Source organism: Alteraurantiacibacter aestuarii, assembly GCF_039523595.1.
Taxonomy (GTDB): Bacteria; Pseudomonadota; Alphaproteobacteria; order Sphingomonadales; family Sphingomonadaceae; genus Alteraurantiacibacter; species Alteraurantiacibacter aestuarii.
In genome coordinates, this window is sequence record NZ_BAAAFP010000002.1 from 34,704 (window position 1) to 60,455 (window position 25,752).

The window sequence follows — 25,752 nt, forward strand, 5'->3', positions numbered from 1 at the left end:
TTACTCCTCCAGTTCGATGTCCCAATACAGCCAGTCGCGCCAGGTTTCGTGCAAATAGTTGGGCGGGAAGCTTTTTCCCTGTTGCTGCAACTGCCAGCTGGTGGGCCGGATGGGATCATATTGCAGCTGCATGTTCGCCTGTTGCGGTGTGCGTCCGCCCTTCTTCATGTTGCACGGGGCGCAGGCGGTGGAGATATTCTCCCACGTGGTTTTCCCACCCAGCCGACGGGGGATCACATGGTCGAAGGTAAGGTGGCTCTGGCTGCCGCAATACTGGCAGGAAAAGCGATCGCGCAGGAACAGGTTGAAGCGCGTGAAGGCGGGAAATTCGCTCGGCTTCACATATTGCCGCAGCGCGATCACCGAAGGGATTTTCATGTCCAGCGAGGGCGAATGCACCTGCCTGTCGTAACTCGCCACAACGTCCACCCGCTCAAGGAAGATCGCCTTGATGGCGGTCTGCCACGGCCACAGGCTGAGCGGGTAATAGGACAGCGGCGTGTAATCGGCGTTGAGCACGAGTGCGGGGCAGCTTTCCAGCTTCCGCGTGGGATCGTCATGCGCGCTCCGGAATTGCGCGGCGCGTTCGATCAGTTCGGCTTTGAACACTATGTGTCCTCCCTGATGCGTACTGGTGGAGCATTTGCGCCAAAAAGCGTCAAGCCTGTTACAAAACGCCAATCCACAGGAATTTTCACGAGTCGCAAGGGGAGCCGTGCCCGGATTGAGTCATGATCGTGACCAGATTTGCCCCCAGCCCCAACGGATCCCTGCATCTCGGCCACGCCTTTTCGGCGATTGTCGCGCATGATCTGGCGCATGCGTCAGGCGTGGAAGAAGGCGCAGGCGAGGCTGGGCGCTTCCTGCTCAGGATCGAGGATATCGACGGCGCGCGTTCCAGAATCGAACTGGCGGAGGAGTTTCGCGCCGACCTCGCCTGGCTGGGGCTGAGCTGGGAAGAAGTGCCCGCGCAAAGCAGCCGGGTGGATGAATATGAAGTGGCCGCAGCCACGCTGGCGGCGATGGGCGTGCTCTATCCGTGCAAATGCACCCGCGCAGACATTGCCGCTGCGGCCACGCGGCACGGACCGGACGGCCCGGTCTATCCCGGCACCTGCAAGCTGGACCCGCCCGCCCCCGGGCAGGCGCTGGCCTGGCGGCTGGATATCGATGAAGCGATCAGCCGCACCGGCCCGCTCCACTGGTTTGACGAGCTGGCAGGAGAGCAACTGGCGCGGCCGGAACTGGCGGGCGACGTGGTGCTGGTGCGCAAGGATGAAGACACGCCCGCCTCCTATCATCTGGCGGTAACGCTGGATGATGCGCGCGACGGCGTGACCCTGGTCACCCGCGGCGCGGACCTGTTCGCCGCCACCCATGTCCACCGCCTGTTGCAGGCCTTGCTGGGCCTGCCCGTACCGCGCTGGCACCACCACGCGCTGCTGCTGGATGAGGACGGCCGGAAACTGGCCAAGCGGCGCGGGTCGCCCTCGCTGGCTGACAGGCGGGCTGCGGGGGAGGATGGGCTGGCGCTGGCCCGGCAATTGCGCATGGGCCAAATGCCGGGTGGTATTACCTTGTCTGAAACCCTAAATGAGGCTCCATGAACGCTATCCTGGTCATCATCATCGTCATCCTTGCGATCCTCGTGGTCGTGTCGCTCGTGCGCGGGATCATTGCCTTTCTGCAATCGACCAAGCTCGATCTTGAAAGCGAGGAGGATGATGCGCGCGCCGGCCGCATGCAGGAAGTGCAGAACAAGATGATGTTCAACCGCATCAAGTATCAGGCGCTGGCCGTGCTGGTGATTGCGGTGCTGCTGGCGGTCAACAGCTGAGCGATCGGCTGGCACGGGGGGCACGATCATGGTCAGGCTCAACCGCATTTACACACGCACCGGCGATGATGGCACCACCGGCCTGGTAGGCGGCCTGCGCCTGCCCAAGCACGCGCCGCGCATGGAAGCGGTGGGCGCGGTGGATGAGGCCAATGCCGCGCTGGGCTTCGCGCTGGTTGCGCTGACCGGGGAAGCCGCCGCGCATGTGCAGCGCATCCAGAACGACATGTTCGACCTTGGCGCCGATCTGGCCACCCCGGGTGACGATTTTGCCCCTTCGGAAATGGTCCTGCGGATCGTGCCCGCGCAGGCCCAATGGCTGGAGCAGCGGATCGATTCGCTGAACGAACATCTCGCCCCGCTGACCAGCTTCATCCTGCCCGGCGGCAGTGAGGCGGCGGCGCGGCTGCATCTGGCGCGCACGGCCACAAGGCGCGCCGAACGCGCGGTGACGGCGCTGGCCGCAGGCGAGCCGGTCAATCCCGCCGCCGCAGCCTATATCAACCGCCTGTCCGATTACCTGTTCGTGCTTTCGCGCGCGGTCAACGCGGATGCGGGCGGTGACATATTGTGGCAGCCGGGCGCCAATCGCTGACAACGGGCCGCTGGATGCCGCTGGAATCGGGCGCTGCACTTCTCTATGGCTGATGTTGCACATGCGAAGGAGCAGGCTTTGAGCAAGACAATCGGCATTATTGGCGCGGGTCAGATGGGCGCAGGGATTGCGCAAGTGGCGGCTGCGAGCGGGCACAAGGTCATTCTGGTCGACCGTGAACCGGCAATCGCCGAGAAGGCCAAGGCCGGTATAACCAAGCGCCTCGCGCGGCTGGTGGAGAAGGAAAAGATCGCCCTGGCAGATGCCGATGCGGCGCTGGCGCGAATCAGGACCGGCAATGAATATGCCCCTATGGCCGATGCGGCCTTCATCATCGAAGCGGCGACCGAGAATGAGCAGGTCAAGGCGATGATCTTCGCCGAGGCAGCCAAGGTGCTCGCCACCGATGCGATCCTGGCCAGCAACACCAGCTCCATTTCCATCACCCGCATGGCCGCAGGCGTGCCCGATCCTTCGCGCTTCGTCGGCCTGCATTTCTTCAATCCGGTGCCGGTGATGAAGCTGGTGGAAGTCATCCCCGGCCTCGCCACCAGCACTGACGTGCGCGACCGGACCCGCGCCTTTGCCGAAAGTCTGGGCAAGGAAGTGGTGCTGAGCGAGGATGAGCCGGGCTTCGTGGTCAACCGCATCCTGCTGCCGATGATCAATGAAGCCGTCTTCGTGCTGGGCAGCGGCACTGCCGCCATCGCCGATATCGACAAGGCCTGTCGCCTTGGTCTGGCCCATCCGATGGGACCGCTGGAGCTGGCCGACTTCATCGGGCTTGACACCTGCCTGGAGATCATGCGCGTGATCCATGCCGGAACCGGCGATTCCAAATATCGCGCCGCGCCGCTGCTGGTGAAATATGTCGAGGCGGGCTGGCTTGGCCGCAAGACGGGTAAGGGCTTTTACGAGTATTCCGGTGATGAGCCAGTGCCTACGCGATAGCGGGAACTGGCGGCCTCCTCCCGCCGTTGATCTGGCAAAGGAGATATTCTCATGGCCGACAAGAAGACCACCTCACCCCGGCAGCACCCGTCTGCATCTGCGCCCGAAACATTCAATGACGAGCAGGACGATGAAAGCTCGCAGGCGCAGGTAATCGCCGAAGATGCGCGGCTGCTGACCGAGGATACCGAAAGCCCGACCGAGAGCACCAAGGGGCCGAACAAGAGCGGCATCATGGGCGATTCGACGCAGGACCTGGTCGACCATATGCGCGACATGGAAAGCTCGGGCCGGATCGACATGAGCGCCTATCGCGGCGAGCCCAATTTCGACGATGACGAAGACAAATACGGCAAGGGCCACAAGCCCGGAGACGACGTCGCCGAAGGGGAGGGCCCCGATGGCGAGGACCTCGACGAGTCCTGATCAGCCGCCGATCTGCCCGTCATTGAGAACCCACAGCCCGGCGATGAGCACCGCTGCCCCGAATGCCACGCCATAGGCGAGCAGTTTGAACCGGGGCAGGTCGAGGCCATCGACGGCGTGGGCCTTCATCCTCTGCAATGACCGGCAGGCGCGTCTCTCGGCGTTGAGCGCGAGGAAGATGGCAAAGCCGATGAACATGCTGGCAATCGCCTTGGCCAGCCACGGCGGCTGCAATTCGCCAAACAGCACGCGGAAGGCGAGGCCGATGCCGATGGCGGCAAAGGCGGTGCGGATCCACCCGGCGAATGTTCGCTCGACCGCCATGATCGTGCGGTCCTCGGCCATGTGGGTGCGATCCTGCGCAAGGCCCTGGCTGGTCTTGTCCTCGGGGCAGTTTTCGCCATTATCATAGGCATGTTTGTCGCTCATGCCTTCAATAACGGGTGTCAGCGCTCCGGCGTTCCCGCTTCCTGCTTGAGGCGGTAGAGAATCTCCAGCGCTTCACGTGGGCTCAGCGCATCGACATCGATGGCCTGCAACTCCTCGCGCAAGGCATCGCATTCCTCTTCCTCGGCCTCTGCCGCAGCGGCGAACAGCGGCAATTCGCCGAGGCCCGCCGCCAGTCCGCCCGTTTGCGCGCGGCCTTTCTCCAGCCTGTCGAGCACGGATTTCGCGCGGGCGACCACGTCCTTTGGCACGCCCGCCAGCCGCGCCACCGCAAGACCATAGGACCGGTCTGCCGCGCCCTCCGCCAGTTCGTGCAGCAGCACCAGATCGCCCTTCCATTCCTTGGCGCGCACGTGGTGGAGCGAGAGGGCGGGGCATGTCTCCGCCAGCCGCGCCAGCTCGTGATAATGGGTGGCAAACAGGCAGCGGCACCTGTTGCGCTCATGGATCGCCTCGGCCACCGCCCATGCCAGCGCCAGCCCATCATAGGTTGATGTGCCGCGGCCCACTTCGTCCAGAATGACGTAACTGCGTTCGCTTGCCTGACTCAGGATCGCGGCGGTTTCGACCATTTCGACCATGAAGGTGGAGCGTCCGCGCGCCAGATTGTCTGATGCGCCCACACGGCTGAACAGGCGGTCCACCAGCCCGATCCGCGCCGCCTCGGCAGGAACATAGCCGCCCGCCTGCGCCAGCAGCACGATCAGCGCGTTCTGCCGCAGGAAGGTGGATTTGCCGCCCATGTTGGGGCCGCCCACCAGCCACAGCCGGTCCGCCTGAGACAAGGCGCAGTCATTGGCGACAAAGCGCTCGCCCTGCTTCGCCAATGCGGCTTCCACCACCGGGTGCCTGCCGCCGGTGATGGCAAGGCCGGTGTCATCGCTGATGTGCGGGCGGCACCAGTCGCCCTCGGCCGCGCGCTCGGCCTGACTGGCGGATACGTCGAGCCGTGCCAGAGCGGCGGCGGTGGCAGCGATCCGCTCGCAGCCCCTGGCCACCTCGGCCACAAGCTCCTCGAAATGGGCTTCTTCTGCCGCAATCGCGCGACCGCCCGCCTCGGAAATGCGGTTGGCTTCCTCATGCAGGGTGAGCGAATTGAAGCGCACCGCATTGGCCATCGTCTGGCGGTGGATGAAGCCGCTGTCGGGCGCCATCAGCGCATCGCCATGCCTGGCGGGCACTTCGATGAAATAGCCGAGCACGCCATTGTGGCGGATCTTGAGCGAGGCGATGTCGGTCTCGCGGCGATAGCGGCTTTCCAGCGCCGCAATCGCGCGCCTGCCATTGCCCGATATCTCGCGCAGTTCGTCCAGCCCTTCGTCATAGGCCGCCGCGATAAACCCGCCCTGGCTGCGCTCCGTGGGCGGGGAGGGGACCAGCGCGCGCGCCAGCAGATCGGTCAGTGCGCCGTGGCCGGTGAGGTCCGGCAGCAGGGCATCCAGCAGCTCTGGCCGGTCCTTGCGCGCCGACAGCAGGCCATGCAGCCGCCGCGCCTCGATCAGTCCGTCGCGAACCTGGCCAAGATCGCGCGGGCTGCCGCGACCCGCCATGATCCGGCCCAGCGCGCGGCCAAGATCGGGAATTGCGCGCATCAGCTCACGCATATCGGCGCGCAGCAGCGGGTCATGGTGAATCTCATGCACCAGCGCCAGCCGCCGCTCGATTGCGGCGCGGCTGGTCAGCGGGGCGGACAGGTCCTCTGCCAGCATGCGCGCACCTGCGCCGGTGACGCAGCGATCGACCTCGGCCAGCAGCGATCCGGCGCGGCCGCCATTTTGCGCCGCCACGATTTCCAGGCTGGCGCGGGTCGCCTCATCCATCGCCAGCCGCTCACTGCCCGACCGCGCGACCGGCGGCAGCAGCAGCGGCAGTTTTCCGCGACCGGCATGATCGAGATAGGCGATCAGCCCGCCTGCTGCTGCCAGCATGGCGCGGCTGAACTGGCCAAACCCGTCGAGCGTGGAGACCGAATGGATGCGCCTGAGCTGAGCCTCGCCATCGTCGCTGGCAAAGTCCTGCCGGGGCCGGGTGATGGCATCTGGCGGGCAGTCGCTCCAGTCATCGGGCACCACCAGCTCGCTCGCCCCGATGCGCGCCAGCGATGCGCCCAGCTGGCCCGGATCGCATTCCTCCAGCTCCATCCGACCGGTGGAGATATCGCAGCTGGCAATGGCGCAGGTCCCGCGCAGCTCTGCCACGGCGGCCAGGATATTGGCGCGGCGCGGCTCCAGCAGAGCTTCCTCGGTCAGCGTTCCGGCGGTGACAAAGCGCACGATGTCGCGCCTGACCAGCGCTTTGGACCCGCCGCGCTTCTTCGCTTCCTCTGGCGTTTCCACCTGCTCGGCAATCGCCACGCGGCATCCGGCGCGAATCAGCCGGGCGAGATAGTTTTCCGCCGCATGCACCGGCACGCCGCACATGGGCACGGGCTGGCCGTCATGTTCCCCGCGGCTGGTCAGCGCGATGTCGAGCACGCTGGCGGCGGTCTTGGCATCATCGAAGAACAGCTCGAAGAAATCACCCATGCGGTAGAACAGCAGGCAGTCCCCGGCCTCTGCCTTGAGCTGGTGATATTGCTGCATCATCGGTGTTGCGGAGCCTGCCATGCCGGCGGATTTAGCCCGGCCAGCCGCTCAGGTCATGGTTCTGGCGTTTCCGACTGTTGAAAACCACCCAATCGGGACGGGTTTCAGCGGTCTTGCAGAGGATTCTCGCTGTTACCGCTGGTGCGCAGACCGGTAAAAGCCGGTCAGGCAGATGAACTTTGGGGCCACAGCCGCGCCTGATGTGTTACAGCGGCCCGATTGAAGATGCAGGCACATGCAGGCCGGAATTGGCGCTATGCCACAGCCCTATATATCGATAGGGCACAGACCTGACATTGCGATGGGGGATCACCTTTTGGCTGACAAGACGAACGACTTCACCGCGCGCGAAGCGCTGTTCTATCACGAGACGATTCGACCGGGTAAGATCGAGATCATCGCCAGCAAGCCGATGGCTACGCAGCGCGATCTCTCCCTGGCCTATTCGCCCGGCGTCGCAGTGCCGGTGCAGGCGATTGCCGACGATCCGGCGAATGCCGCGCGCTATACGGCCAAGTCCAACCTGGTGGCGGTGATTTCCAACGGCACCGCCATCCTGGGGATGGGCAATCTGGGCGCGCTGGCGTCCAAGCCGGTGATGGAAGGCAAGGCGGTTCTGTTCAAGCGCTTCGCCGATGTCGACGCGATCGATATCGAGCTGGATACCGAGGACCCGCAGGCCTTTATCGATGCGGTTGCCCTGATGGAGCCGACCTTTGGCGGCATCAACCTGGAAGATATCAAGGCACCCGAATGCTTCATCATTGAACAGGCGCTGCGCGACAAGCTGAAGATTCCGGTCATGCATGATGACCAGCATGGCACCGCGATCATCTCTGCCGCCGGCCTGCTCAATGCCTGCCACATCACCGGGCGCAAGCTGGAAGACGTCAAGGTCGTGGTCAACGGCGCAGGCGCCGCGGCCATCGCCTGTACCTCGCTGATCAAGTCGATGGGCGTGCGGCACGAGAATGTGCTGATGTGCGACCGTTCGGGCGTGATCTATATTGGCCGCGACAATGTCGACCAGTGGAAGAGCGCGCATGCGGTGGATACCGATCGCCGTACGCTGGAGGAAGCGCTGGTGGGCGCGGATATTTTCCTCGGCCTGTCCGCCAAGGATGCGCTGAAGCCTGAATGGGTGGTCAAGATGGCCGATCAGCCGATCATCTTCGCGATGGCCAATCCCGATCCGGAAATCACGCCCGATGCGGCCATGGCGGTGCGCCCCGATGCCATCGTCGCCACCGGTCGGTCCGATTATCCCAACCAGGTCAACAACGTGCTGGGCTTCCCCTTCATCTTCCGCGGCGCGCTGGATGTGCGGGCAACCGCCATCAACGAGGAAATGAAGATCGCCGCGGCGCAGGCCATTGCCGAGCTGGCACGGCTGCCGGTGCCCGAGGAAGTGGCGGCAGCCTATGGCAAGAACCACCAGTTCGGGCGCGACTACATCATCCCCGCGCCGTTCGATCCGCGGCTGATGGAAACCGTCTCTGCCGCCGTCGCCAAGGCGGCGATGGACAGCGGCGTGGCGCAGTTCCAGATTGAGGATTTCGACGCTTATCGCCATGCGCTGAAGAGCCGCATGAATCCCACCACTTCGGTGCTGACCACGGTCTATGCCGAGGCCAAGAACAATCCCAAGCGGGTGATCTTTGCCGAGGCGGAGGAAGAAGTGGTGCTGCGCGCTGCCATCCAGTTCCGCGATTTCGGATATGGCACGCCGGTGCTGGTGGGCCGCACGCAAGCGGTGCGCGACATGCTGGTCGAGCTTAACGCGGATGATCCCGAGAGCTTCGAGATCCAGAACTCGATCGACAGCGAGCTTGTCCCGCAAATGGTCGATTACCTGTATGACAAGCTCAAGCGCAAGGGCCAGACGGAGCGCGATGTGCGCCGCATGGTCAATCAGAACCGCAACACTTTTGCCTGCCTGCTGCTGGCGCTGGGTCATGGCGATGCGATGATTTCGGGCCTGACCCGGACCTTCGCCCAGACCATGCGCGAGATCAGCCAGGTGATCGGGCCAAAGCCCGGCGCGGTGCCTTTCGGCATTCACATGATGATCGGCAAGAACGACACGATCTTCATGGCCGACACCACCATTAATGAGCGCCCCACTGCCGAGCAGCTGGCCCATATCGCCCGGGAAACCGCGGCAGTGGCGCGTCGGCTGGGGCATGAACCGCGCGTGGCCTTCCTGTCCTATTCCACCTTCGGCAACCCTCCGGGCAAGTGGCTGGAGAATATCCGCGATGCCGTGGCCATTCTCGATGCCGAGGATCCGGGCTTCGAATATGAAGGCGAAATGGCGCCCGATGCCGCGCTCAACAGCAAGGTCATGCGCCTCTATCCGTTCAGCCGCCTGTCCGGCCCGGCCAACGTGCTGGTCATGCCCGGCCTGCAATCGGCCAATCTTTCGGCCAAGCTGCTGCGCGAACTGGGCGGCAACACCACCATCGGCCCGATGCTGATCGGCATGGAAAAGCCGGTTCAGGTGGCTCCGATGACGGCAATTGCGCCAGATGTGCTGACACTGGCAGTGCTGGCCAGCGCCGGCGTGGTGGGCTGATCAGCCTGTTGGCCTGAGACGGGCCGGGCATGAAACGGGCCGGGTGAGAAACGGGCGGGGTGTGGACGCGCTCCGCCCCGCCCCTTCAGGCCGCACCGTTACCGCGCCGTTACCGCAGCGTTACTGCAGCGCGTTCCAGATCCCGAAGGAGCTGGTCAGCGTCAGCACGATGCCCACGAAGATCAGCATCATTCGGGTGGAGAAGCGCTTGGCGGCAAAGGCGCCGATGGGCGCGGCAGCCACACCACCGATCAGGAAGCCCAATGTGGCTCCGGCCAGATCGGCAAACCCCACCTGCACGATGAAAGCTGCGGAAATCGTCAGCGTGAGGAAGAATTCCACCGCATTGACCGTGCCCACCACCTTTCGCGGCTCGGCCCCTTGCACCAGCAGGTTGGACGTCACCACCGGCCCCCAGCCGCCACCGCCAGCCGCGTCAAGGAAGCCGCCCAGCAGACCCAGCGCCGCCACCCTTTTGGGCGTGCGCGCGACGGGCGGATAGGTCAGGCCGCGATAGAGCAGGTACACGCCAATGCCGGTCAGATAGACCAGCACCACCGGCTTGATCACGCTGGCATCGATGCTGGTCAGCACATATGCGCCCAGCACGCCGCCCACTATGCCCGGCAGCAGCAGGCGGAAGAACAGCTTTCTGTCGATATTGCCGTGGAGCAGATGGCTGATGCCCGATGTGGCGGTGGTGAAGCATTCCACCACATGCACGCGCTGCGAGGCGAGGGCAGGCGGCACGCCCATCAACCCCACCATCAGGGCATTGGAAATCACCCCGAATGCCATGCCCAGCGCGCCATCCACAAGCTGGGCAGCGAATCCGACGGCAATGTAGGGAAGCAGGGCAGTTAAATCGAAGTCGCCAAGCATCGGCGGCAATCCCAGTCGTTGATATCATCGCCAGTGCGCCGGAATCCGCCGCCGGGAAAGCAAGATTTTCTTTGCTGGATCGGGTGTTTCCGATGCGCGGCCTTGCGCCTCACTTCCGGCGAAAGCGGAAGTACCAGACCTCGTGGCCAAAGACGTTGCGGGCCTTGGCTTCATAGCGCGTTTCGGGCCAGCCGGAGGGGCGGTTCTGCCAGTCTGCCGGGCCGGTCACCAGCCATTCGAACTCGTCCGTGAAGCGCCGCATCACCATCAGCGCATGGCGCAGATAGACCGCGTGATCGGTGCCAAAGCGGAATTCACCTCCGGGTTTCAGCTTGTCGGCGATCATCCGCACCGGACCATCGTTCATCATCCGGCGCTTGGCATGCTTGGCCTTGGGCCAGGGATCGGGATGCAGCAGGTAACACATCGTCAGCGCGCCATCGGGAATGCGTTCCAGCACCTGCAGCGCATCGCCATGATGGATGCGCACATTGCCCAGCGCCTGATCCTTTATCTGCACCAGCGCGCTGGCCACGCCGTTCACGAACGGCTCCGCGCCGATGAAACCGTGATCGGGCAGCAGGTCGGCGCGGAAAGTGGTGTGCTCGCCGCCGCCAAAGCCGATTTCGAAATGCAGCGGGCGGTCAAAGCCAAACAGGCGCTGGGCCGTGACCGGGCCTTCCAGCGGCACCGCAATGCTGGGCAGGAAATTATCGACCAGGTCCTGCTGGTACGCGCGCAGGGGCTTGCCGATGGAACGGCCGTACAGGCGCTTGATCGTGGTCGGATCGCCGGGCTTGTGTGCACTCATGCGCGCCGCATACAGTTTTTTCGCCCCGCCTCAAGCGCTGGCCGGGCAGCGCCGGGCTGATCGGGCGCGGATGGCCGATACAACAACGCCCCGGAGCCGTGAGGCGCCGGAGCGTGTTGTCCCCCCGTCAGGAGACGGATGATGTGTCGGTATTCTTTCAGGCCGCTTCGGTTTCTTCCACGGCATCCGGATCGCGCAGCACATAGCCGCGGCCCCATACGGTTTCGATGTAGTTCTCTCCGCCGCATGCGCTGGAAAGCTTCTTGCGCAGCTTGCAGATGAACACGTCGATGATCTTGAGTTCAGGCTCGTCCATGCCGCCATACAGGTGGTTGAGGAACATTTCCTTGGTCAGAGTGGTGCCCTTGCGCAGCGAGAGCAGCTCCAGCATCGCATATTCCTTGCCGGTCAGGTGGACGCGGGCGCCATCGACTTCAACGGTCTTGGCATCAAGGTTCACCGCCAGCTTGCCGGTGCGGATCACGGACTGGCTGTGGCCCTTCGAACGGCGCACAACCGCATGGATGCGGGCAACCAGCTCGTCACGGTGGAACGGCTTGGTCACGTAATCGTCGGCACCAAAGCCGAAGCTGCGGATTTTGCTGTCCATTTCGGAAATGCCCGAAAGGATCAGGACCGGCGTCTGCACCTTGGCCACGCGCAGCTTCTTGAGCACGTCATAACCATGCATGTCGGGCAGGTTGAGGTCGAGCAGGATGATGTCGTAATCATACAGCTTGCCCAGATCGAGGCCTTCCTCGCCCAGATCCGTGGAGTAGACATTAAAGCCTTCGGTAGTGAGCATCAGCTCGATAGCCTTGGCGGTTGTCGGCTCGTCTTCGATCAGCAGAACGCGCATTTGGGTGTCCCCTTGAAGTCCCTCGCGGCAATCCCCCGTCCCGATTTAATCCTTCGGTAGGAGAGGTTGCCCTGAATTAACCACGCAACTTCTCACCAAAAAAGGTTAATTCTTGGTAAAGCCGTTAACGATTTGCGGCTGAGTCTTTTGAGTCACACCCATTTTTTGGGGTGCGTCCCGCGCATCCGCGCGTGCCTTTTCCTCGCTATCGGCCAGCAGGCTGGCCTTCGCAGGTTCAGACCCCCGCCAGCTTCTTCTGCCTGCGCCGTTGCACGGAAGAGCCGATGCCGATGGCTTCGCGATACTTGGCCACGGTGCGGCGGGCCAGATCAAAGCCTTCGGCCTTGAGCAGATCCACCAGTGCATCGTCAGACAGGATCTTCCTGGCATCCTCTGCATCGGTGAGCGATTTGATGCGCGCCTTGATCGTTTCCGCGCTGGCCCCTTCGCCATCGGCGCTGCCCACGCCGCTGGTGAAGAAATATTTGAGTTCGAACGTGCCGCGGTCGCAGTTGAGATATTTGTTGCTGGTCACACGGCTGACGGTCGATTCGTGCATCTCGATGGCATCGGCCACGGTCCGCAAGGTCAGCGGCCTGAGTTCGGACACGCCCTTGCGGAAGAAGCCGTCCTGCTGCTTCACCACTTCGGCGGCGACTTTCAGGATGGTTCGCTGGCGCTGGTCCAGCGCCTTCACCAGCCAGTTGGCATCGGCCAGCTTCTCGCTCAGCCAGCCTTTCGATCTCTTGTCGGTGCAGCCGCCGCGCAACTGCACGTAATAGTCGCGATTGATCACCAGCCGCGGCAGCGTCGCCTGATTGAGGGCAATGTCCCAGCCGCCGTCCCTGGCCGCAGTGATCAGGATGTCGGGCACAACGGGCGCGCGCTCTCCGCCGCCAAACTTCAGGCCCGGCTTGGGATCATAGCCGCGCAATTCGCCCAGCATGTCGGCGAAATCCTCGTCATCGACGTCGCAGATGCGCTTCAGCTGGGCGAAGCTGCCCTTGGCCAGCAGGTCCAGATTGGCGATCAGCACCTGCATGCAGGGGTCATAGCGATCCGCCTCCTTTGCCTGCAGCGCCAGGCATTCCCCCAGGCTGCGCGCGCCCACGCCGGTGGGATCGAGCGTCTGCACCAGATCCAGCGCTGCCTCCGCCTCGGCCATGGCGATGCCCAGGTCCAGCGTGACCTCGCGCAGGTGCACCGGCAGATATCCCGCCTCGTCAAGCAGGCCGATGATATGGCGGGCGATGAAGGCGGTGCGCGCATCGGGCGATGCCGGACCGATCTGTGCTTCCAGATGATCGGCCAGGCTGGGCGCAGCTTCGCCGTGCTCGGTGATGTCCGGGCCTTCCTCGCCCCCGCCCGTCACATGGCTGGCCGACCAGTCTCCGGTGTCGCGATCGCGGTCGAGGCTTTCGGGATCGATATCGAGCGGCGAATCGGCCTCTCCCGCCCCGGCCCGCATCAGCTCATCGGACGTCGAGCCGTCTGACATAGAATCGCTGTCTGGCGTGTCGCCATTGCCCGATTCGTTTTCGCGTGAGACCTCGCCTGCATCGAGCAGCGGATTGTTTTCCAGCGCATCGCCGATGAAGGCTTCGATCTCCAGGTTGGACAGCGCCAGCAGCTTGATCGCCTGCTGCAACTGTGGCGTCATCACCAGCGACTGGGATTGCCTGAGGTCTAGCCTTGGGCCCAGCGCCATTGTTCAACCCCCCTCGGCAAACATCACAGCGTGAAGGATTCGCCCAGATAGAGGCGGCGTACATTCTCATCGGCCACCAGCTCTTCCGGGCTGCCGGCAAACAGGACCTGGCCGCCATAGATGATGCAGGCGCGGTCAACGATATCGAGCGTTTCGCGAACATTGTGGTCGGTAATCAGCACGCCAATGCCGCGCCGCTTCAGATCGATCACCAGTTCGCGAATGTCGCTGATGGACAGCGGATCGATCCCGGCAAAGGGCTCGTCCAGCAGCATGATCGAAGGCTTGGCAGCCAGCGCGCGGGCAATTTCGCAGCGGCGGCGTTCACCGCCGGACAGGGCCATGGCGGCACTGTCACGCAGGCGGGTGATGTGGAATTCTTCCAGCAGCCGCTCCAGCTCGGCCGCGCGCACCTGCTTGTCCGGCTCGACCATTTCGAGCACGCAATTGATGTTCTGTTCCACCGTCATGCCGCGAAAGATGCTGGTCTCCTGCGGCAGATAGCCCAGGCCCAGGATCGCGCGGCGATACATCGGCAGTTTGGTCACGTCCTCGCCATCCATCAGGATGCGGCCGCTGTCGGGGCGGACCAGTCCCATGATCGAATAGAAACAGGTGGTCTTGCCCGCGCCATTGGGGCCCAGCAGGCCCAGCACTTCGCCCTTGGCCACGGTCAGCGAGATATCGCTGAGCACGGCGCGCTTGTCATAGCTCTTGGCGATCGAGATCACTTCCAGCCCTTCCCCCTGAAGCGGAGGGGCGGCATTGTTGTGCGCATGCTCCATGGCGTCAGCCAGAGCCTTGTTGTCGATCACACTATCTTCCAACGTGGTCATGAGGTGCCAGATAGCACGCTTCGCCGCGCTTTGAAGGACAATTGGCAAGATTCATGCATGACCGGCATGTTCGGAGCCTTTGAACGGCCAATTTGAACATATGGTTACCGCTCTTGCCAGAGAGCGCACTAATTGTAATAAAGTGTATCGGGACTGGAAGAGGAGCATGCACATGGCACAGGCGCTCGAACATACGGCCGCACAAGCGCAAACGCGCACGGCCAACGTCGAAAAGGCAAAGCTCGATTGGCGCCGCAAGATGAGCGATCATGTCGCTTTTGCGCTGCTGACTTATACCGGGCTGCATATCTTCGTCACGGCGACGGTGCTCAAGGCAACCAACAACACCATTCTGCCCTATCTGGCGCTGGTGGTGCTGGTGCTGGCGATCATTCCGGGCTGCCGGATGTTTGAAAAGCGCTGGTCCGAGCTTTCCGATGAAGAAGCCGCCAATCCCGATCTTGCCCGCGCCTTCTCGCGTGACCGGCTGGCAATCTGGCTGTTTGCCATCGGCCTGCCCTTTGCGCTGACCGCATTTTTCAAGGGCATGGGCATTCTTCTCAGCTAGGCTGTTCCAGGCTGTATGGCTCAGGGTTGACCGGTTTCACATTTGGCGTGTCTGGAACCTGCGGGGTTCCGGCGCGCTTTTCATTTGTGCCAGCTGGCTCATAAAGCGTTGGGCGATTGGTTCTTAACGCTCGCGGGAAAGGTTTGCGGAGCAATGCGGATTATGAAGCAAGCGTTCCTGCTGCTGGCGCTGGCCCTGCTGTTCGCGGTGCCCGGCCATGCTGCGCTGGTGCAAGACCAGGCGCCGCCACCCGCACCTTCGCCGGCCTATACAGCGCCGCCGCTGATCGAGGCCGGGAGCTCCGCCAATCAGGATGCGGCAATCACGCAGCGCATCGCAGGCATTTTCGCGCAGGTGCCCAGCCTCGCCAATGTGTCGGTGGAGGCCGATGCCGGGGTGGTCACGCTGAACGGCACGGTTGCCGATCTGTCGGCGGCTGACCGTGCAGAGGCCATTGCCAGCCGGGTCAGCGGCGTGGTGACGGTGGAGAACAATGTCGAGCGCGATGTCTCGGTGGACGGCGGGCTGGGGCTTGGTCCGCTGGGTGAGAAACTGACTGAATTCACCCGCATGCTGCCGCTGATAGGGGCGGCGCTGCTGGTGGCGCTGCTGATTGCCGGCACCGGCTATGCGCTCGCCTCGCTCACCGGCTTCTGGCAGCGGGTAGCCCCCAATTCCTTTTTGGCGGAGCTGATCGCCAGCGCCATCCGCTTTGTGTTCGTGATCGGCGGGATCGTGATCGCGCTCGACATGATCGGTGCGGGAACATTGCTGGGCGCGGTGCTGGGCGGGGCCGGTGTGGTCGGCATAGCGCTGGGCTTTGCCATGCGAGAGACGGTGGAGAACTACGTCGCTTCGCTGATGCTCAGCGTGCGCCAGCCGTTCCGCGCCAATGATCACGTGGTGATCGATACGCATGAGGGGCGGGTGATCCGCCTGACCAGCCGCGCCACCGTGCTGATGACGATGGATGGCAATCACCTGCGCATTCCCAATGGTGCGGTCTTCCGGGCGGTGATCCTCAACTACACCCGCAATCCGCAGCGCCGCTTCGATTTCGAACTGGGTATCGATGCCGATGACGATCCCGATGCCGCCCGCGCACTGGGCCGCGATGTCCTGTCCGCCCTGCCTTATGTGCTGCAGGACCCGGCGCCCGAAGTGATCGTGGACCGGGTGGGCGATTCCAACATCGTGCTCAGCTTCCTGGCCTGGATAGACCAGCGCGAGGCCGATCACGCCAAGGCCCGCAGCCGCGCCATTGCGGCCTGCAAGCGGGCGCTGGAAGCGGGCGGCTTTGCCTTGCCAGAGCCGATCTATCGCCTGCGCTTCGATGCGCGGACCACGCCCCTGCAGTTCGAGAATATCGAGGAGCAGGCGCATGCTGCGCCGCCGCCATCACCGCCGCCATCCCCCGCGCCTGCTACGCAGGCCAATGGCGCCGCTGCCGCAGCCCGCGCCGCGCATGATGTCGCCCCAGATGAGGAGGTGGCGCGCATGGTCGATGCCGAGCGCGCCGACCGGGATGCAGGCGAGAAGGACCTGCTCGATCCCAAACGACCCGTCGAGTAGGGCTTAGTCCTCGGTCTTGGCCTCGGCCTCGGCCTTGGTCTTTGCCTTGTCGGCGTCGTAACGCTCAATCGCCTCGCGGGTCACGCGCCGTGCTTCGGCGGCATCGCCCCAGGCACCGATACGGACCCACTTTTCGGCTTCCAGATCCTTGTAGTGGGTGAAGAAGTGCTCGATCTGCTGGAAGATGATCGACGGCAGATCCTTGGTTTCCCCAACGTCCGAATAATAGGGGAAGGTGGTGTCCACCGGCACGCAGATCAGCTTTTCATCGCCGCCATGCTCGTCTTCCAGATTGAGCACGCCAATCGGGCGCGCCCGGACAACGCAGCCGGCAATGAAGGGCGAACGGGCAATCACCAGCGCATCCAGCGGATCGCCATCGGGTGAAAGCGTGTGCGGCACGAAGCCGTAATTGGCCGGATAGCGCATCGGCGTGTGCAGGATGCGATCGACGAACAGCGCGCCGCTGGCCTTGTCGAATTCATACTTCACCGGTTCACCGCCGGTGGGCACTTCGATGATGACATTCAGGCTTTCGGGCGGATTATCGCCTACCGGAATATGTTCAATACGCATGGATGCAGGTTCCATTTTCTGATGCCGTTCGTTGACGGCGGTGGATTTTGTGCATCCCCTCCCAATACTCGCGCGTCCGGTTAGAACAAGCGCGCCCGCATTGCCACTGCCGAATTGCCAGCGAAGCAATTCTGGGTCATCATAACGACCGTGAAGATAGCAGGCAGGGGACCGGCAGAGATCCCCGCCAGTGCACAGAGGAGCCAGAGAGATGCATATTGGTCTTGCCACCGGCTTTGCCCACCAGCGCGGCGACAGCTATAACGATGCACAGTTCGTGCGGGAGGAGCTGGACAATCTGGTCCTGGCGGATGAGCTGGGATTCGATTCGGTGTGGATCACCGAGCATCACTTTTCCGATTATTCGATGTCCAACGATCCGTTGCAGCTGCTCACCTATCTGGCGGGCCGCACCAAGCGGGTGAAGCTGGGCACGCAGTGCATCATCGTGCCGTGGCATAATCCCGCGCGGCTGGCGGAAAAGATCATCAACCTGGACATCATGTCGGGTGGCCGGGCGATTCTTGGCTTTGGCGGCGGGCTGGCCCCGCATGAATTTGCCGGGCTGGGGGTGGATCAGAGCAAGTCCCGCGCCTTGTATAATGATACGCTGGACGTGCTGATCCCGGCGCTGGAGACGGGCTTCATCGAAGGCGAGGGCGCCTTCGGATCGATCCCGCGCAACGAATTGCGCCCGCGCCCTATCAAGAGCTTTGTCGGCCGCAAGTTCTGCGGATCGCTGTCCGGCAATTCCATGGTCGCCGCCGCCCGCCACGGCTTTGGCAACATGGTGCTGATGCTGCCCCAGCGCGGCAAGGAGGCTCCGCCAGACCAGTACAAGGCGGTGTGGCAGGAGGTGCACGGCGATGACAGCCTGCCGCCGCCGCCGATGCTCAGCGGCAATTTCTACATTCATGAAGACGCCGGTTTCGCTGCCGAGCAGGGGCACAGATACCTTGCCAACACCATGCGCGCGGCGATCAGGAACTACAGTCTCGACAAGCCCGGCACCTTCGCCAACGTGACCGGCTATGAACAATATGAGAAGATGATGATCCCGCCCGAGGGGATCGACGCCTATTGCGAGGAATTCGGCAAGGGCGCGGTTACCGGCACGCCGCAGATGATCCTGGACCGGATGTGGGAACTGAAGGAAATCTACAACCCGCAGGGCTTCTTCCCGCATGTGTATTTTGGCGGCATGCCGCAGAAGGACGCGGTGCGCTCCATCCACCTGTTCGCCGACAAGATCCTGCCCGAGGTGAAGAGCTGGCAGGCCGAGACCAGCATTGATGAGCGTTTTCTGGAGGCGGCGGAATGATGGGGGAGTAGTTGCGGCTTTGCCGGGTGCGGCTTAAGGGCTGCACCCTATGAGCAGGCAAGAAACCCCCCGCCCGATCCGCGGCACACAGGACATCTTCGGCGCCGAGGCCGAGGCCTTCGCATTCGTGGTCGAAACATTCGAGCGCGTGCGCAAGCTTTACCGCTTCCGCCGCGTGGAAATGCCGGTGTTCGAAAAGACCGAGGTTTTCGCCCGCTCGCTGGGCGAGACGACCGACGTGGTGTCGAAGGAAATGTACTCCTTCGATGATCGTGGCGGGGAAAGCCTGACGCTGCGCCCGGAGTTCACCGCCGGAATCGCGCGCGCCTACCTTACCGATGGCTGGCAGCAATATTCGCCGCTGAAGGTGGCCACGCACGGCCCGCTGTTCCGTTACGAGCGCCCGCAGAAGGGCCGCTATCGCCAGTTCCACCAGATCGATGCGGAGATCATCGGCGCGGGCGAGCCGCAGGCCGATGTGGAGCTGCTGTGCATGGCCGATCAGCTGCTGAAGGAACTGGGCATCGCAGACGGCGTGACGCTACAACTCAACACGCTGGGCGATGCCGACAGCCGCGACAGCTGGCGCGTGGCGCTGGTCGCCTATTTCCAGTCCTGCCGCCACGAATTGTCCGAAGATTCGCAGGACCGGCTGGAACGCAATCCGCTGCGCATCCTCGACTCCAAGGACCCGCGTGACAAGGTGTTCGTGGCCGATGCGCCGCGGATTGACGATTATCTGACGCCAGAGGCGGAGGATTTCTTCAGCGCAGTCACCGCCGGTCTGGACGCCGCGGGCGTGGAATATACCCGCATGGACAAGCTGGTGCGCGGCCTCGACTATTATCGCCACACCGCGTTTGAATTCATCACCGACCGGCTGGGCGCACAAGGCACCGTGCTGGGCGGCGGCCGCTATGACGGGTTGATGGAATCGCTGGGCGGCGCGCCCACGCCGGCCGTCGGCTGGGCTGCCGGGATTGAGCGGCTGGCCATGCTGGTGGGGGAGCGCGATGCGGCCCCTCTGGATGTGGCGATCATACCGCTGGGCTCGGCAGCCGAACTGCACGGCGCGGGCATTCTTGCCACGCTGCGCGGTCACGGCATCTGCGCGGACATGGATTTTCGCGGCAATATGAAAAAACGCATGCAGCGCGCCAATAATTCCGGCGCCAGCGTGGCGGTGATCATCGGCGATGACGAACTGGCCAAGGGCGTTGCCAATGTGAAGGATCTGATCGGCGGCGATCAGGCCGAAGCACCGCTGGTCGATATCTGCGATCACGTGTTTGGCCTGCTTTCGCGGCAGGGCCGGAGCATTCCTGTTCGATGACCATCCCCGCCGAGCGCCTGCGCCAGATCACCCATCGCTTTGCCGAGCTTGAGGCGCGCATGGCCTCCGGCCAGCTGGAGGGTGAGGAATTCGTGACCGCCAGCCGCGACTATGCCGAGCTGGAGCCGGTCGCCAAGGTGGCTGGCGAAGTGCAGGCGATGCGCGATGAAGTTGCCGAGCTGACCCAAATGCTCGCCGATCCTGAAATGAAGGCGATGGCGGAGGAGGAACTGTCCGTCCTCAAGCGCCGCCTGCCACAGGCCGAGCGGGACCTGGCCATCGCCATGCTGCCGCGCGATGAGGCCGATGCGCGGTCCGCCATGCTGGAAATCCGCGCAGGCACCGGCGGGGACGAGGCGGCGCTGTTCGCGGGCGATCTTTACCGCATGTACGAACGCTTTGCCGCAGAGCAGGGCTGGCGGGTGGAGCCTGTCAGCATGAACGCCTCCGATGCCGGTGGCTTCAAGGAAATCGTCGCCAATATCACCGGCGTGGGCGTGTTCGCCAAGCTGAAATGGGAAAGCGGCGTGCACCGTGTGCAGCGCGTTCCCGTTACCGAGAGCGGCGGCCGCATTCACACTTCCGCTGCAACCGTGGCGGTCCTGCCGGAGCCGACCGAGGTTGATGTCCAGATCAATGATAATGATTTGAAAATAGACATTTACCGCGCCTCTGGTGCAGGCGGCCAGCACGTCAACACCACCGATAGCGCGGTGCGTATCACCCATCTGCCCAGCGGGCTGGTGGTGATCTGCCAGGACGAACGCAGCCAGCACAAGAACCGCGCCAAGGCCATGCAGGTGCTGCGTGCGCGCCTGTATGAAAAGATGCGCGATGAGGCGCAGGGCGTGGAGGCAGAGGCGCGCAAGGCCATGGTGGGATCGGGCGACCGGTCCGAACGCATCCGCACCTATAATTTCCCGCAGGGCCGCGTGACCGATCACCGCATCGGCCTGACCCTGCACAAGCTGCCAGAAGTGCTGGCCGGCACGGCGCTGGGCGAGCTGGTCGATGCGCTCACTGCCGAGGATGAAGCCAAACGCCTCTCCGCCATGGAGGACTGAGGTGGCGGGTACGTCCACGGTTGCCGGTGTCCTGCGCGCGGCGGCACAGCAGCTGGCCGGCACTTCGGATACGGCCCGCCTCGATGCCGAATTGCTGATGGCGCATGCGCTGGGCGTTTCACGCTCGGACCTGTTGCTGCGGCATATGGGCGCAATCAGCCCGGCACTGCTCGACCGGTTCAACCATCTGCTGGATCGGCGCCTGCGGTCCGAACCTGTCGCCTATATTCTGGGGTATCAGGAATTTCGGGACCTGAACTTTGCCGTCAACGCCCATGTGCTGATTCCCCGCGCCGATAGCGAAACGACCTTGCAGGCCGCACTCGATGCAGCGCCCGGTTCGGCCCGCGTGCTCGATTGCGGCACCGGGTCCGGAGCCTTGCTGCTGTCTTTCCTCCACGAACGGCCGGGAAGCAGCGGGATCGGCATCGATGCCTCGGCGCAGGCGCTGGGCGTGGCGGCGTGCAATTGCGAGAGCCTGGGGCTCACCGGCCGCGCGCAGTTTTTCGTGCGCGACTGGAACCAGCCTGGCTGGGCGGAGCAACTGGGCCGCTTCGACCTGATCCTGTCCAATCCGCCTTATGTGGAAGCCGATGCGCAGCTCGATTCTTCTGTGCGGGATTTCGAACCGGCGCAGGCGCTGTTTGCAGGGCCAGACGGGCTGGATGATTACCGCGCGCTGATTCCGCAACTGCCTGCATTGCTGGAACCGGGCGGCGTGGCGGTGCTTGAAATAGGTGCCACGCAGGCGGGTGCGGTGACGCAAATTGCCACCCAAAGCGGTTTTACTGTTCAATGCCACGAAGATCTTGGTGGCAGGCCGCGCGCCCTCGTCCTGCGATTAGGGCTTGGCAAATGATTTTGCAGTAGCTACCTCTAGTGCAGACCAGTGGTAAGGGGGCTTTTACGCCGTACCGCGGTCTAACTCCTAAATTTGCTCTGTGAGCGGCGGTACGCGCCATTTGCCTGCGCAAACTCGGAGACGGCACATACGCCATGAGGCGCTGTGTCGAGGGGTCATGCGACCGGAGAGATAATCTATGCCGGTCCCAATGAGGAAGCGGATTTCCCTTGAATAATCAACGCAATAACAATCGCCGGCGCGGCCGCGGAAGTAGCCGTGGCTCCAGCGGAGGCAGCCAGTCCAATCGAATCGACAATCGCGCGCGCGGAAACGCGCCGCAGATGCTCGAGAAATACAAGAAGCTGGCCAATGACGCCGCTTTGAATGATGACCGGGTGCAGACCGAATATTACCTGCAATTCGCCGATCATTACTTTCGCGTGATTGCCGATATCAAGGCGCAGAAGGACGAGCAGCAGCAACGCGGCAAGCGCGATCACGAACGCGGCGATCAGGACGATAGCGATTCGGACGATGATGACCGTGAGGAAGAGCGCAGCCGCAAGCCGCGCCCGCGCCCTCGCAAGGGCAGCGATGATCGTGATGGCAGGCGCGATGACGGCCGCGATGACGGTGACCGCGACAGCCGGAGCGAAAGCTCTGATGACGATGGTGACAGTGATGAGGGCGCCAATCCCTTCACCCGCGATACCCGCCGCAAGCGCAAGAGCCCGCGCTCCGATGCCAATGATTCGGGCATAGATCCCGGCATGTTGCCGCCATCCATCGCGCGCAGTGCCAACGCCAGCGACAGTGACGACGAGAATGACAGCGAGAATGAAAGCAATGACGCTGGCAATGATGGGGAAGAAGAAAAGCCCCGTCGCCCTCGCGCCCGTCGTCCGCGCCGCAGCAAGGATGGCGATGAAGAGGAATTGCAGGTCGTCAACTGACCGGCACCGTGCGCATGCATTGATGCGCCGCTCTTCATGGTCGCATGCTTCACAGCTGCATGCTTCACAGCCCCACGTTCACGGGGCTTGAAAGCCGATTGCTGAACGTCCATCGCGGCAGCGATGACGCTCGCTCGCGCCTTTTCCGGCAAATGGCCAGACAACAAATGGCCAGACAAATGGCCTGACCACCTGCCGCGCCGCGCATGGCTGCATGCGCTGGTGCTGGGCGTGATCGCCGCTTGCGGGTTCCAGCCGTTGGGCCTGTGGCCGCTGGCACTGATCGCGATGGGCCTGTTTGCCCTGCAACTCTCGCTCACCATTGGCTGGCGGCAGGCCGCATGGCTCGGCTGGCTGTTCGGCGTGGGCCATTTCACACTCGGCAACAGCTGGATTGCCACCGCCTTCACCTATCAGGCCAATCTGCCGCCGATCCTGGGCTGGCCGGCGGTGCCGCTGATTGCGCTCTATCTGGCCGTCTATCCCGCGCTGGCCGCGGGGGCGGCGCGCGCCATTGCCGGCAGGCGTGGCGGCGCGGTGATGGCGCTGGCACTGGCGGGCAGCTGGATCGTGGCCGAATGGCTCAGGAGCTGGGTCTTCACCGGATACGCGTGGAACCCGTTTGGCGTGGTTCTGCTGGGCCCGTTTGACCGCCCCGGCCTTGCCGCGATCCTGCCGTGGATGGGGACCTATGCCCTGTCCGGCCTTGCAGTGCTGATCGCTGCTGCGCTGATGACCGCGCTGGTGCAGCGGCGCTGGCTGGCTGCAGCCTTTTCTGCGGTGCTGATTGCAGCGGGCATGTACTGGCCCGCCGCTCCCGCCGAGGACGGGCCGGTCAGCGTCACCGTGGTCCAGCCCGATATCCGCCAGGAACGGCTGAACGATGCGCTGTTCTATGAAAGCAATTTCGTCCGTCTGGCCCAGCTTTCCGGCGCCCTTGATCAGGGCGATACGCGGCTGGTGCTGTGGCCCGAATCGGGCATGTCGGATTATCTGGAGGAGGGCTATCCGCAGGCCTATTACAACCGCACCACCGCACTTGGCAGCCCGGAATATGCCCGCGCCCGGATCGGCCAGATCATCGGCAGCCGCGGCATGCTGCTGACCGGCGCACAGCGGCTGGTGATCGAGGATGGCCGCGCCTCTGCTGCGTATAATTCGGTGATGGCGGTCAGTGGCGGCGGGACGGTGGAAGGCGTGTTCTCCAAAGAGCATCTGGTGCCGTTTGGCGAATATCTGCCGATGCGCTGGCTGCTGGAGCCGCTTGGCCTCAGCCGTCTGGTGCCAGGATCAATCGATTTCCTGCCCGGAACCGGTCCCGCCACGCTGGACCTTGGCGCGCACGGTCTGGCCGGGGTGCAGATCTGTTACGAGATCATCTTCTCGGGTCAGGTGGTCGACCGTGCGGCCCGGCCCGATTACATCTTCAACCCCTCCAATGACGGCTGGTTCGGGTCTTTCGGGCCGCCGCAGCATTTTGCCCAGGCCCGCCTGCGCGCGATAGAGGAGGGACTGCCGGTACTGCGTTCGACAACCACCGGCATCAGCGGCGTGATCGATGCGCACGGGGTGGTTCGTCAATACCTCGGCGCGCACGAGATGGGCCGCATCGATACCAGAATTCCGGCCGCCGCCGCGCCGACGTTGTTTGCCCGCCTGGGCAATATATTGGCGCTATGCTGGGCACTGGTATTTCTGCTGACAGCTTCTGTTGCAATGCGGAAGACCGCTGGTTAGACGATATTCACGAAAACAGTTTCTTCCTGCCAAAGGACCAGACAATCCATGCGCCAATCCTATCTCTTCACGTCCGAAAGCGTCTCTGAAGGTCATCCCGACAAGGTGTCGGACCAGATTTCCGATGCGATCGTCGACCTGTTCCTGTCGAAGGATCCCGAAGCGCGCGTGGCTTGCGAAACGCTCACCACCACCCAGCTGGTGGTGCTGGCGGGCGAAATCCGCTGCAAGGGCGTGTTCGAGAATGGTGAGTGGGCCCCCGGCGCGCTGGACGAGATTGAGCGCACCGTGCGCGGCGTGGTCAAGGATATCGGCTATGAGCAGGACGGCTTCCACTGGGAAACGCTGACCTTTGAAAACCACCTTCACGGCCAGTCCGCCCATATTGCGCAGGGCGTCGATGCTGCCGGCAACAAGGATGAAGGTGCCGGCGATCAGGGCATCATGTTCGGCTATGCCGCCAATGATACGCCTGACCTGATGCCGGCCACGCTGTATTACAGCCACAAGATCCTGGAGCAGATGGCGGCAGATCGCCATTCAGGGAAGGCCCCATTTCTGGAGCCTGATACCAAGAGCCAGGTGACGCTGCGTTACGAAGGCAGCAAGCCGGTGGCCTGCACGGCTGTGGTGGTCTCCACCCAGCATGCACCCGGTTATGACACAGGCGCCAAGGAAGCCGAGCTGCACGCTTATGTGAAATCGGTCGTGGCCGATGTCATTCCGGCTGAGTTGCTGAGCGACGAAACCGTCTATCACATCAACCCGACCGGCAGTTTCGAGATTGGCGGCCCCGATGGCGATGCCGGTCTTACCGGCCGCAAGATCATCGTCGATACCTATGGCGGTGCGGCCCCGCACGGCGGCGGCGCATTCAGCGGCAAGGACCCGACCAAGGTTGACCGTTCGGCCGCCTACATCACTCGCTACCTGGCCAAGAACATCGTTGCCGCCGGTCTGGCCCAACGCTGCACCATCCAGCTGGCCTATGCCATTGGCGTGTCAAAGCCGCTGTCGCTGTATGTGGATACGCACGGCACCGGCACGGTTGGCGATGATGTGCTGGAAGCAGCCATCAACAGCATAGAGAAGCTGGGCGGACTGACCCCGCGCGGCATTCGCACCCATCTGGGCCTCAACAAGCCGATCTATCGTCCGGCCGCTGCCTATGGCCATTTCGGCCGCAAGGCAGAGGGCGATTTCTTCCCTTGGGAACGGACCGATCTGGTGGACGATCTGAAGGCGGCACTGGCCTGATCAGCGCGGCGGGGC

Annotated in this window: 24 protein-coding genes; 15 read left to right on the forward strand and 9 right to left on the reverse strand. The window is 63.4% G+C overall.

Annotation, left to right across the window (positions count from 1 at the left end):
• On the reverse strand, positions 1–609 hold the full coding sequence (locus tag ABDZ98_RS03875; protein WP_160589131.1) for an HNH endonuclease: 609 nt from the start codon (positions 607–609) through the stop codon (positions 1–3).
• 122 nt (positions 610–731) lie between these two features.
• Here ABDZ98_RS03875 and gluQRS point away from each other — a divergent pair, with 122 nt between their 5' ends.
• Genes gluQRS through ABDZ98_RS03900 form a run of 5 tightly spaced genes read left to right on the forward strand, consistent with a single transcriptional unit; the run spans position 732 to position 3,809 of the window.
• Complete coding sequence (gene gluQRS, locus ABDZ98_RS03880) at positions 732–1,607, forward strand: tRNA glutamyl-Q(34) synthetase GluQRS (protein WP_160589132.1); 876 nt, start codon at positions 732–734, stop codon at positions 1,605–1,607.
• Complete coding sequence (locus ABDZ98_RS03885) at positions 1,604–1,837, forward strand: HIG1 domain-containing protein (RefSeq protein ID WP_160589133.1); 234 nt, start codon at positions 1,604–1,606, stop codon at positions 1,835–1,837. The genes gluQRS and ABDZ98_RS03885 overlap by 4 nt, the downstream gene beginning before the upstream one ends.
• A 28-nt stretch (positions 1,838–1,865) precedes the next feature.
• Positions 1,866–2,432: a cob(I)yrinic acid a,c-diamide adenosyltransferase gene (locus ABDZ98_RS03890; protein WP_160589134.1), complete on the forward strand. Its 567-nt coding sequence runs from the start codon at positions 1,866–1,868 to the stop codon at positions 2,430–2,432.
• 45 nt (positions 2,433–2,477) lie between these two features.
• The gene (locus ABDZ98_RS03895) at positions 2,478–3,383 is read left to right on the forward strand and encodes a 3-hydroxyacyl-CoA dehydrogenase NAD-binding domain-containing protein (protein WP_160589135.1); all 906 of its coding nucleotides are present in this window, start codon (positions 2,478–2,480) and stop codon (positions 3,381–3,383) included.
• Positions 3,384–3,434: 51 nt separating this feature from the next.
• Entirely contained in the window at positions 3,435–3,809 is a 375-nt protein-coding gene (locus ABDZ98_RS03900) for a hypothetical protein (protein ID WP_160589136.1), read from the forward strand.
• Here the strand turns inward: ABDZ98_RS03900 and ABDZ98_RS03905 are convergent, their stop codons facing one another.
• Both ABDZ98_RS03905 and mutS read right to left on the reverse strand, forming a co-directional pair.
• Positions 3,810–4,238 (reverse strand): YidH family protein, encoded by a 429-nt coding sequence (locus tag ABDZ98_RS03905; RefSeq protein ID WP_160589137.1) that lies wholly within the window; start codon positions 4,236–4,238, stop codon positions 3,810–3,812.
• Between the two features lie 17 nt (positions 4,239–4,255).
• A complete protein-coding gene (gene mutS / locus ABDZ98_RS03910; RefSeq protein ID WP_160589138.1) occupies positions 4,256–6,862 on the reverse strand; it encodes a DNA mismatch repair protein MutS in 2,607 nt (868 codons plus the stop codon).
• Between the two features lie 280 nt (positions 6,863–7,142).
• On the opposite strand from mutS, the gene ABDZ98_RS03915 reads away from it, so the two are divergent.
• On the forward strand, positions 7,143–9,416 hold the full coding sequence (locus ABDZ98_RS03915) for an NADP-dependent malic enzyme (protein WP_202385874.1): 2,274 nt from the start codon (positions 7,143–7,145) through the stop codon (positions 9,414–9,416).
• Positions 9,417–9,536: 120 nt separating this feature from the next.
• On the opposite strand, the gene ABDZ98_RS03920 is transcribed toward ABDZ98_RS03915, so the two are convergent.
• From ABDZ98_RS03920 to lptB, 5 genes are all read right to left on the reverse strand, one after another.
• Positions 9,537–10,298 carry a sulfite exporter TauE/SafE family protein gene (locus ABDZ98_RS03920; RefSeq protein ID WP_160589140.1) on the reverse strand — a complete coding sequence of 254 codons (762 nt, stop codon included), beginning with the start codon at positions 10,296–10,298 and terminating at the stop codon, positions 9,537–9,539.
• A gap of 109 nt (positions 10,299–10,407) precedes the next feature.
• A complete protein-coding gene (gene trmB, locus ABDZ98_RS03925; RefSeq protein ID WP_160589141.1) occupies positions 10,408–11,109 on the reverse strand; it encodes a tRNA (guanine(46)-N(7))-methyltransferase TrmB in 702 nt (233 codons plus the stop codon).
• 157 nt (positions 11,110–11,266) lie between these two features.
• Positions 11,267–11,968, reverse strand: coding sequence for a response regulator transcription factor CtrA (gene ctrA, locus ABDZ98_RS03930; RefSeq protein WP_160589142.1), 702 nt, complete (start codon positions 11,966–11,968; stop codon positions 11,267–11,269).
• A 235-nt stretch (positions 11,969–12,203) separates the two neighbouring features.
• Complete coding sequence (gene rpoN / locus ABDZ98_RS03935) at positions 12,204–13,676, reverse strand: RNA polymerase factor sigma-54 (protein WP_160589143.1); 1,473 nt, start codon at positions 13,674–13,676, stop codon at positions 12,204–12,206.
• A gap of 23 nt (positions 13,677–13,699) precedes the next feature.
• Positions 13,700–14,461: an LPS export ABC transporter ATP-binding protein gene (gene lptB / locus ABDZ98_RS03940; RefSeq protein ID WP_160589540.1), complete on the reverse strand. Its 762-nt coding sequence runs from the start codon at positions 14,459–14,461 to the stop codon at positions 13,700–13,702.
• A gap of 223 nt (positions 14,462–14,684) precedes the next feature.
• Between lptB and ABDZ98_RS03945 the strand changes: the two genes are divergently transcribed.
• Both ABDZ98_RS03945 and ABDZ98_RS03950 read left to right on the forward strand, forming a co-directional pair.
• Positions 14,685–15,080: a hypothetical protein gene (locus ABDZ98_RS03945; RefSeq protein WP_160589144.1), complete on the forward strand. Its 396-nt coding sequence runs from the start codon at positions 14,685–14,687 to the stop codon at positions 15,078–15,080.
• 162 nt (positions 15,081–15,242) lie between these two features.
• Positions 15,243–16,652: a mechanosensitive ion channel family protein gene (locus tag ABDZ98_RS03950; protein ID WP_160589145.1), complete on the forward strand. Its 1,410-nt coding sequence runs from the start codon at positions 15,243–15,245 to the stop codon at positions 16,650–16,652.
• Positions 16,653–16,655: 3 nt separating this feature from the next.
• Here the strand turns inward: ABDZ98_RS03950 and ppa are convergent, their stop codons facing one another.
• Positions 16,656–17,228, reverse strand: coding sequence for an inorganic diphosphatase (ppa, locus tag ABDZ98_RS03955; protein ID WP_160589146.1), 573 nt, complete (start codon positions 17,226–17,228; stop codon positions 16,656–16,658).
• Positions 17,229–17,439: 211 nt separating this feature from the next.
• On the opposite strand from ppa, the gene ABDZ98_RS03960 reads away from it, so the two are divergent.
• From ABDZ98_RS03960 to metK, 7 genes are all read left to right on the forward strand, one after another.
• The gene (locus ABDZ98_RS03960; RefSeq protein ID WP_160589147.1) at positions 17,440–18,549 is read left to right on the forward strand and encodes an LLM class flavin-dependent oxidoreductase; all 1,110 of its coding nucleotides are present in this window, start codon (positions 17,440–17,442) and stop codon (positions 18,547–18,549) included.
• 49 nt (positions 18,550–18,598) lie between these two features.
• Complete coding sequence (gene hisS, locus ABDZ98_RS03965) at positions 18,599–19,882, forward strand: histidine--tRNA ligase (protein ID WP_160589148.1); 1,284 nt, start codon at positions 18,599–18,601, stop codon at positions 19,880–19,882.
• Complete coding sequence (prfA, locus tag ABDZ98_RS03970; RefSeq protein WP_160589149.1) at positions 19,879–20,946, forward strand: peptide chain release factor 1; 1,068 nt, start codon at positions 19,879–19,881, stop codon at positions 20,944–20,946. The genes hisS and prfA overlap by 4 nt, the downstream gene beginning before the upstream one ends.
• Complete coding sequence (prmC, locus tag ABDZ98_RS03975) at positions 20,912–21,805, forward strand: peptide chain release factor N(5)-glutamine methyltransferase (protein ID WP_160589150.1); 894 nt, start codon at positions 20,912–20,914, stop codon at positions 21,803–21,805. The genes prfA and prmC overlap by 35 nt, the downstream gene beginning before the upstream one ends.
• Before the next feature lie 212 nt (positions 21,806–22,017).
• Positions 22,018–22,743 (forward strand): DUF4167 domain-containing protein, encoded by a 726-nt coding sequence (locus ABDZ98_RS03980; RefSeq protein WP_160589151.1) that lies wholly within the window; start codon positions 22,018–22,020, stop codon positions 22,741–22,743.
• Positions 22,744–22,866: 123 nt separating this feature from the next.
• Positions 22,867–24,480 (forward strand): apolipoprotein N-acyltransferase, encoded by a 1,614-nt coding sequence (lnt, locus tag ABDZ98_RS03985; RefSeq protein WP_160589152.1) that lies wholly within the window; start codon positions 22,867–22,869, stop codon positions 24,478–24,480.
• Between the two features lie 48 nt (positions 24,481–24,528).
• Positions 24,529–25,737, forward strand: a complete 1,209-nt coding sequence (metK, locus tag ABDZ98_RS03990) for a methionine adenosyltransferase (protein WP_160589153.1) — start codon at positions 24,529–24,531, stop codon at positions 25,735–25,737.
• Positions 25,738–25,752 lie beyond the last annotated feature (15 nt).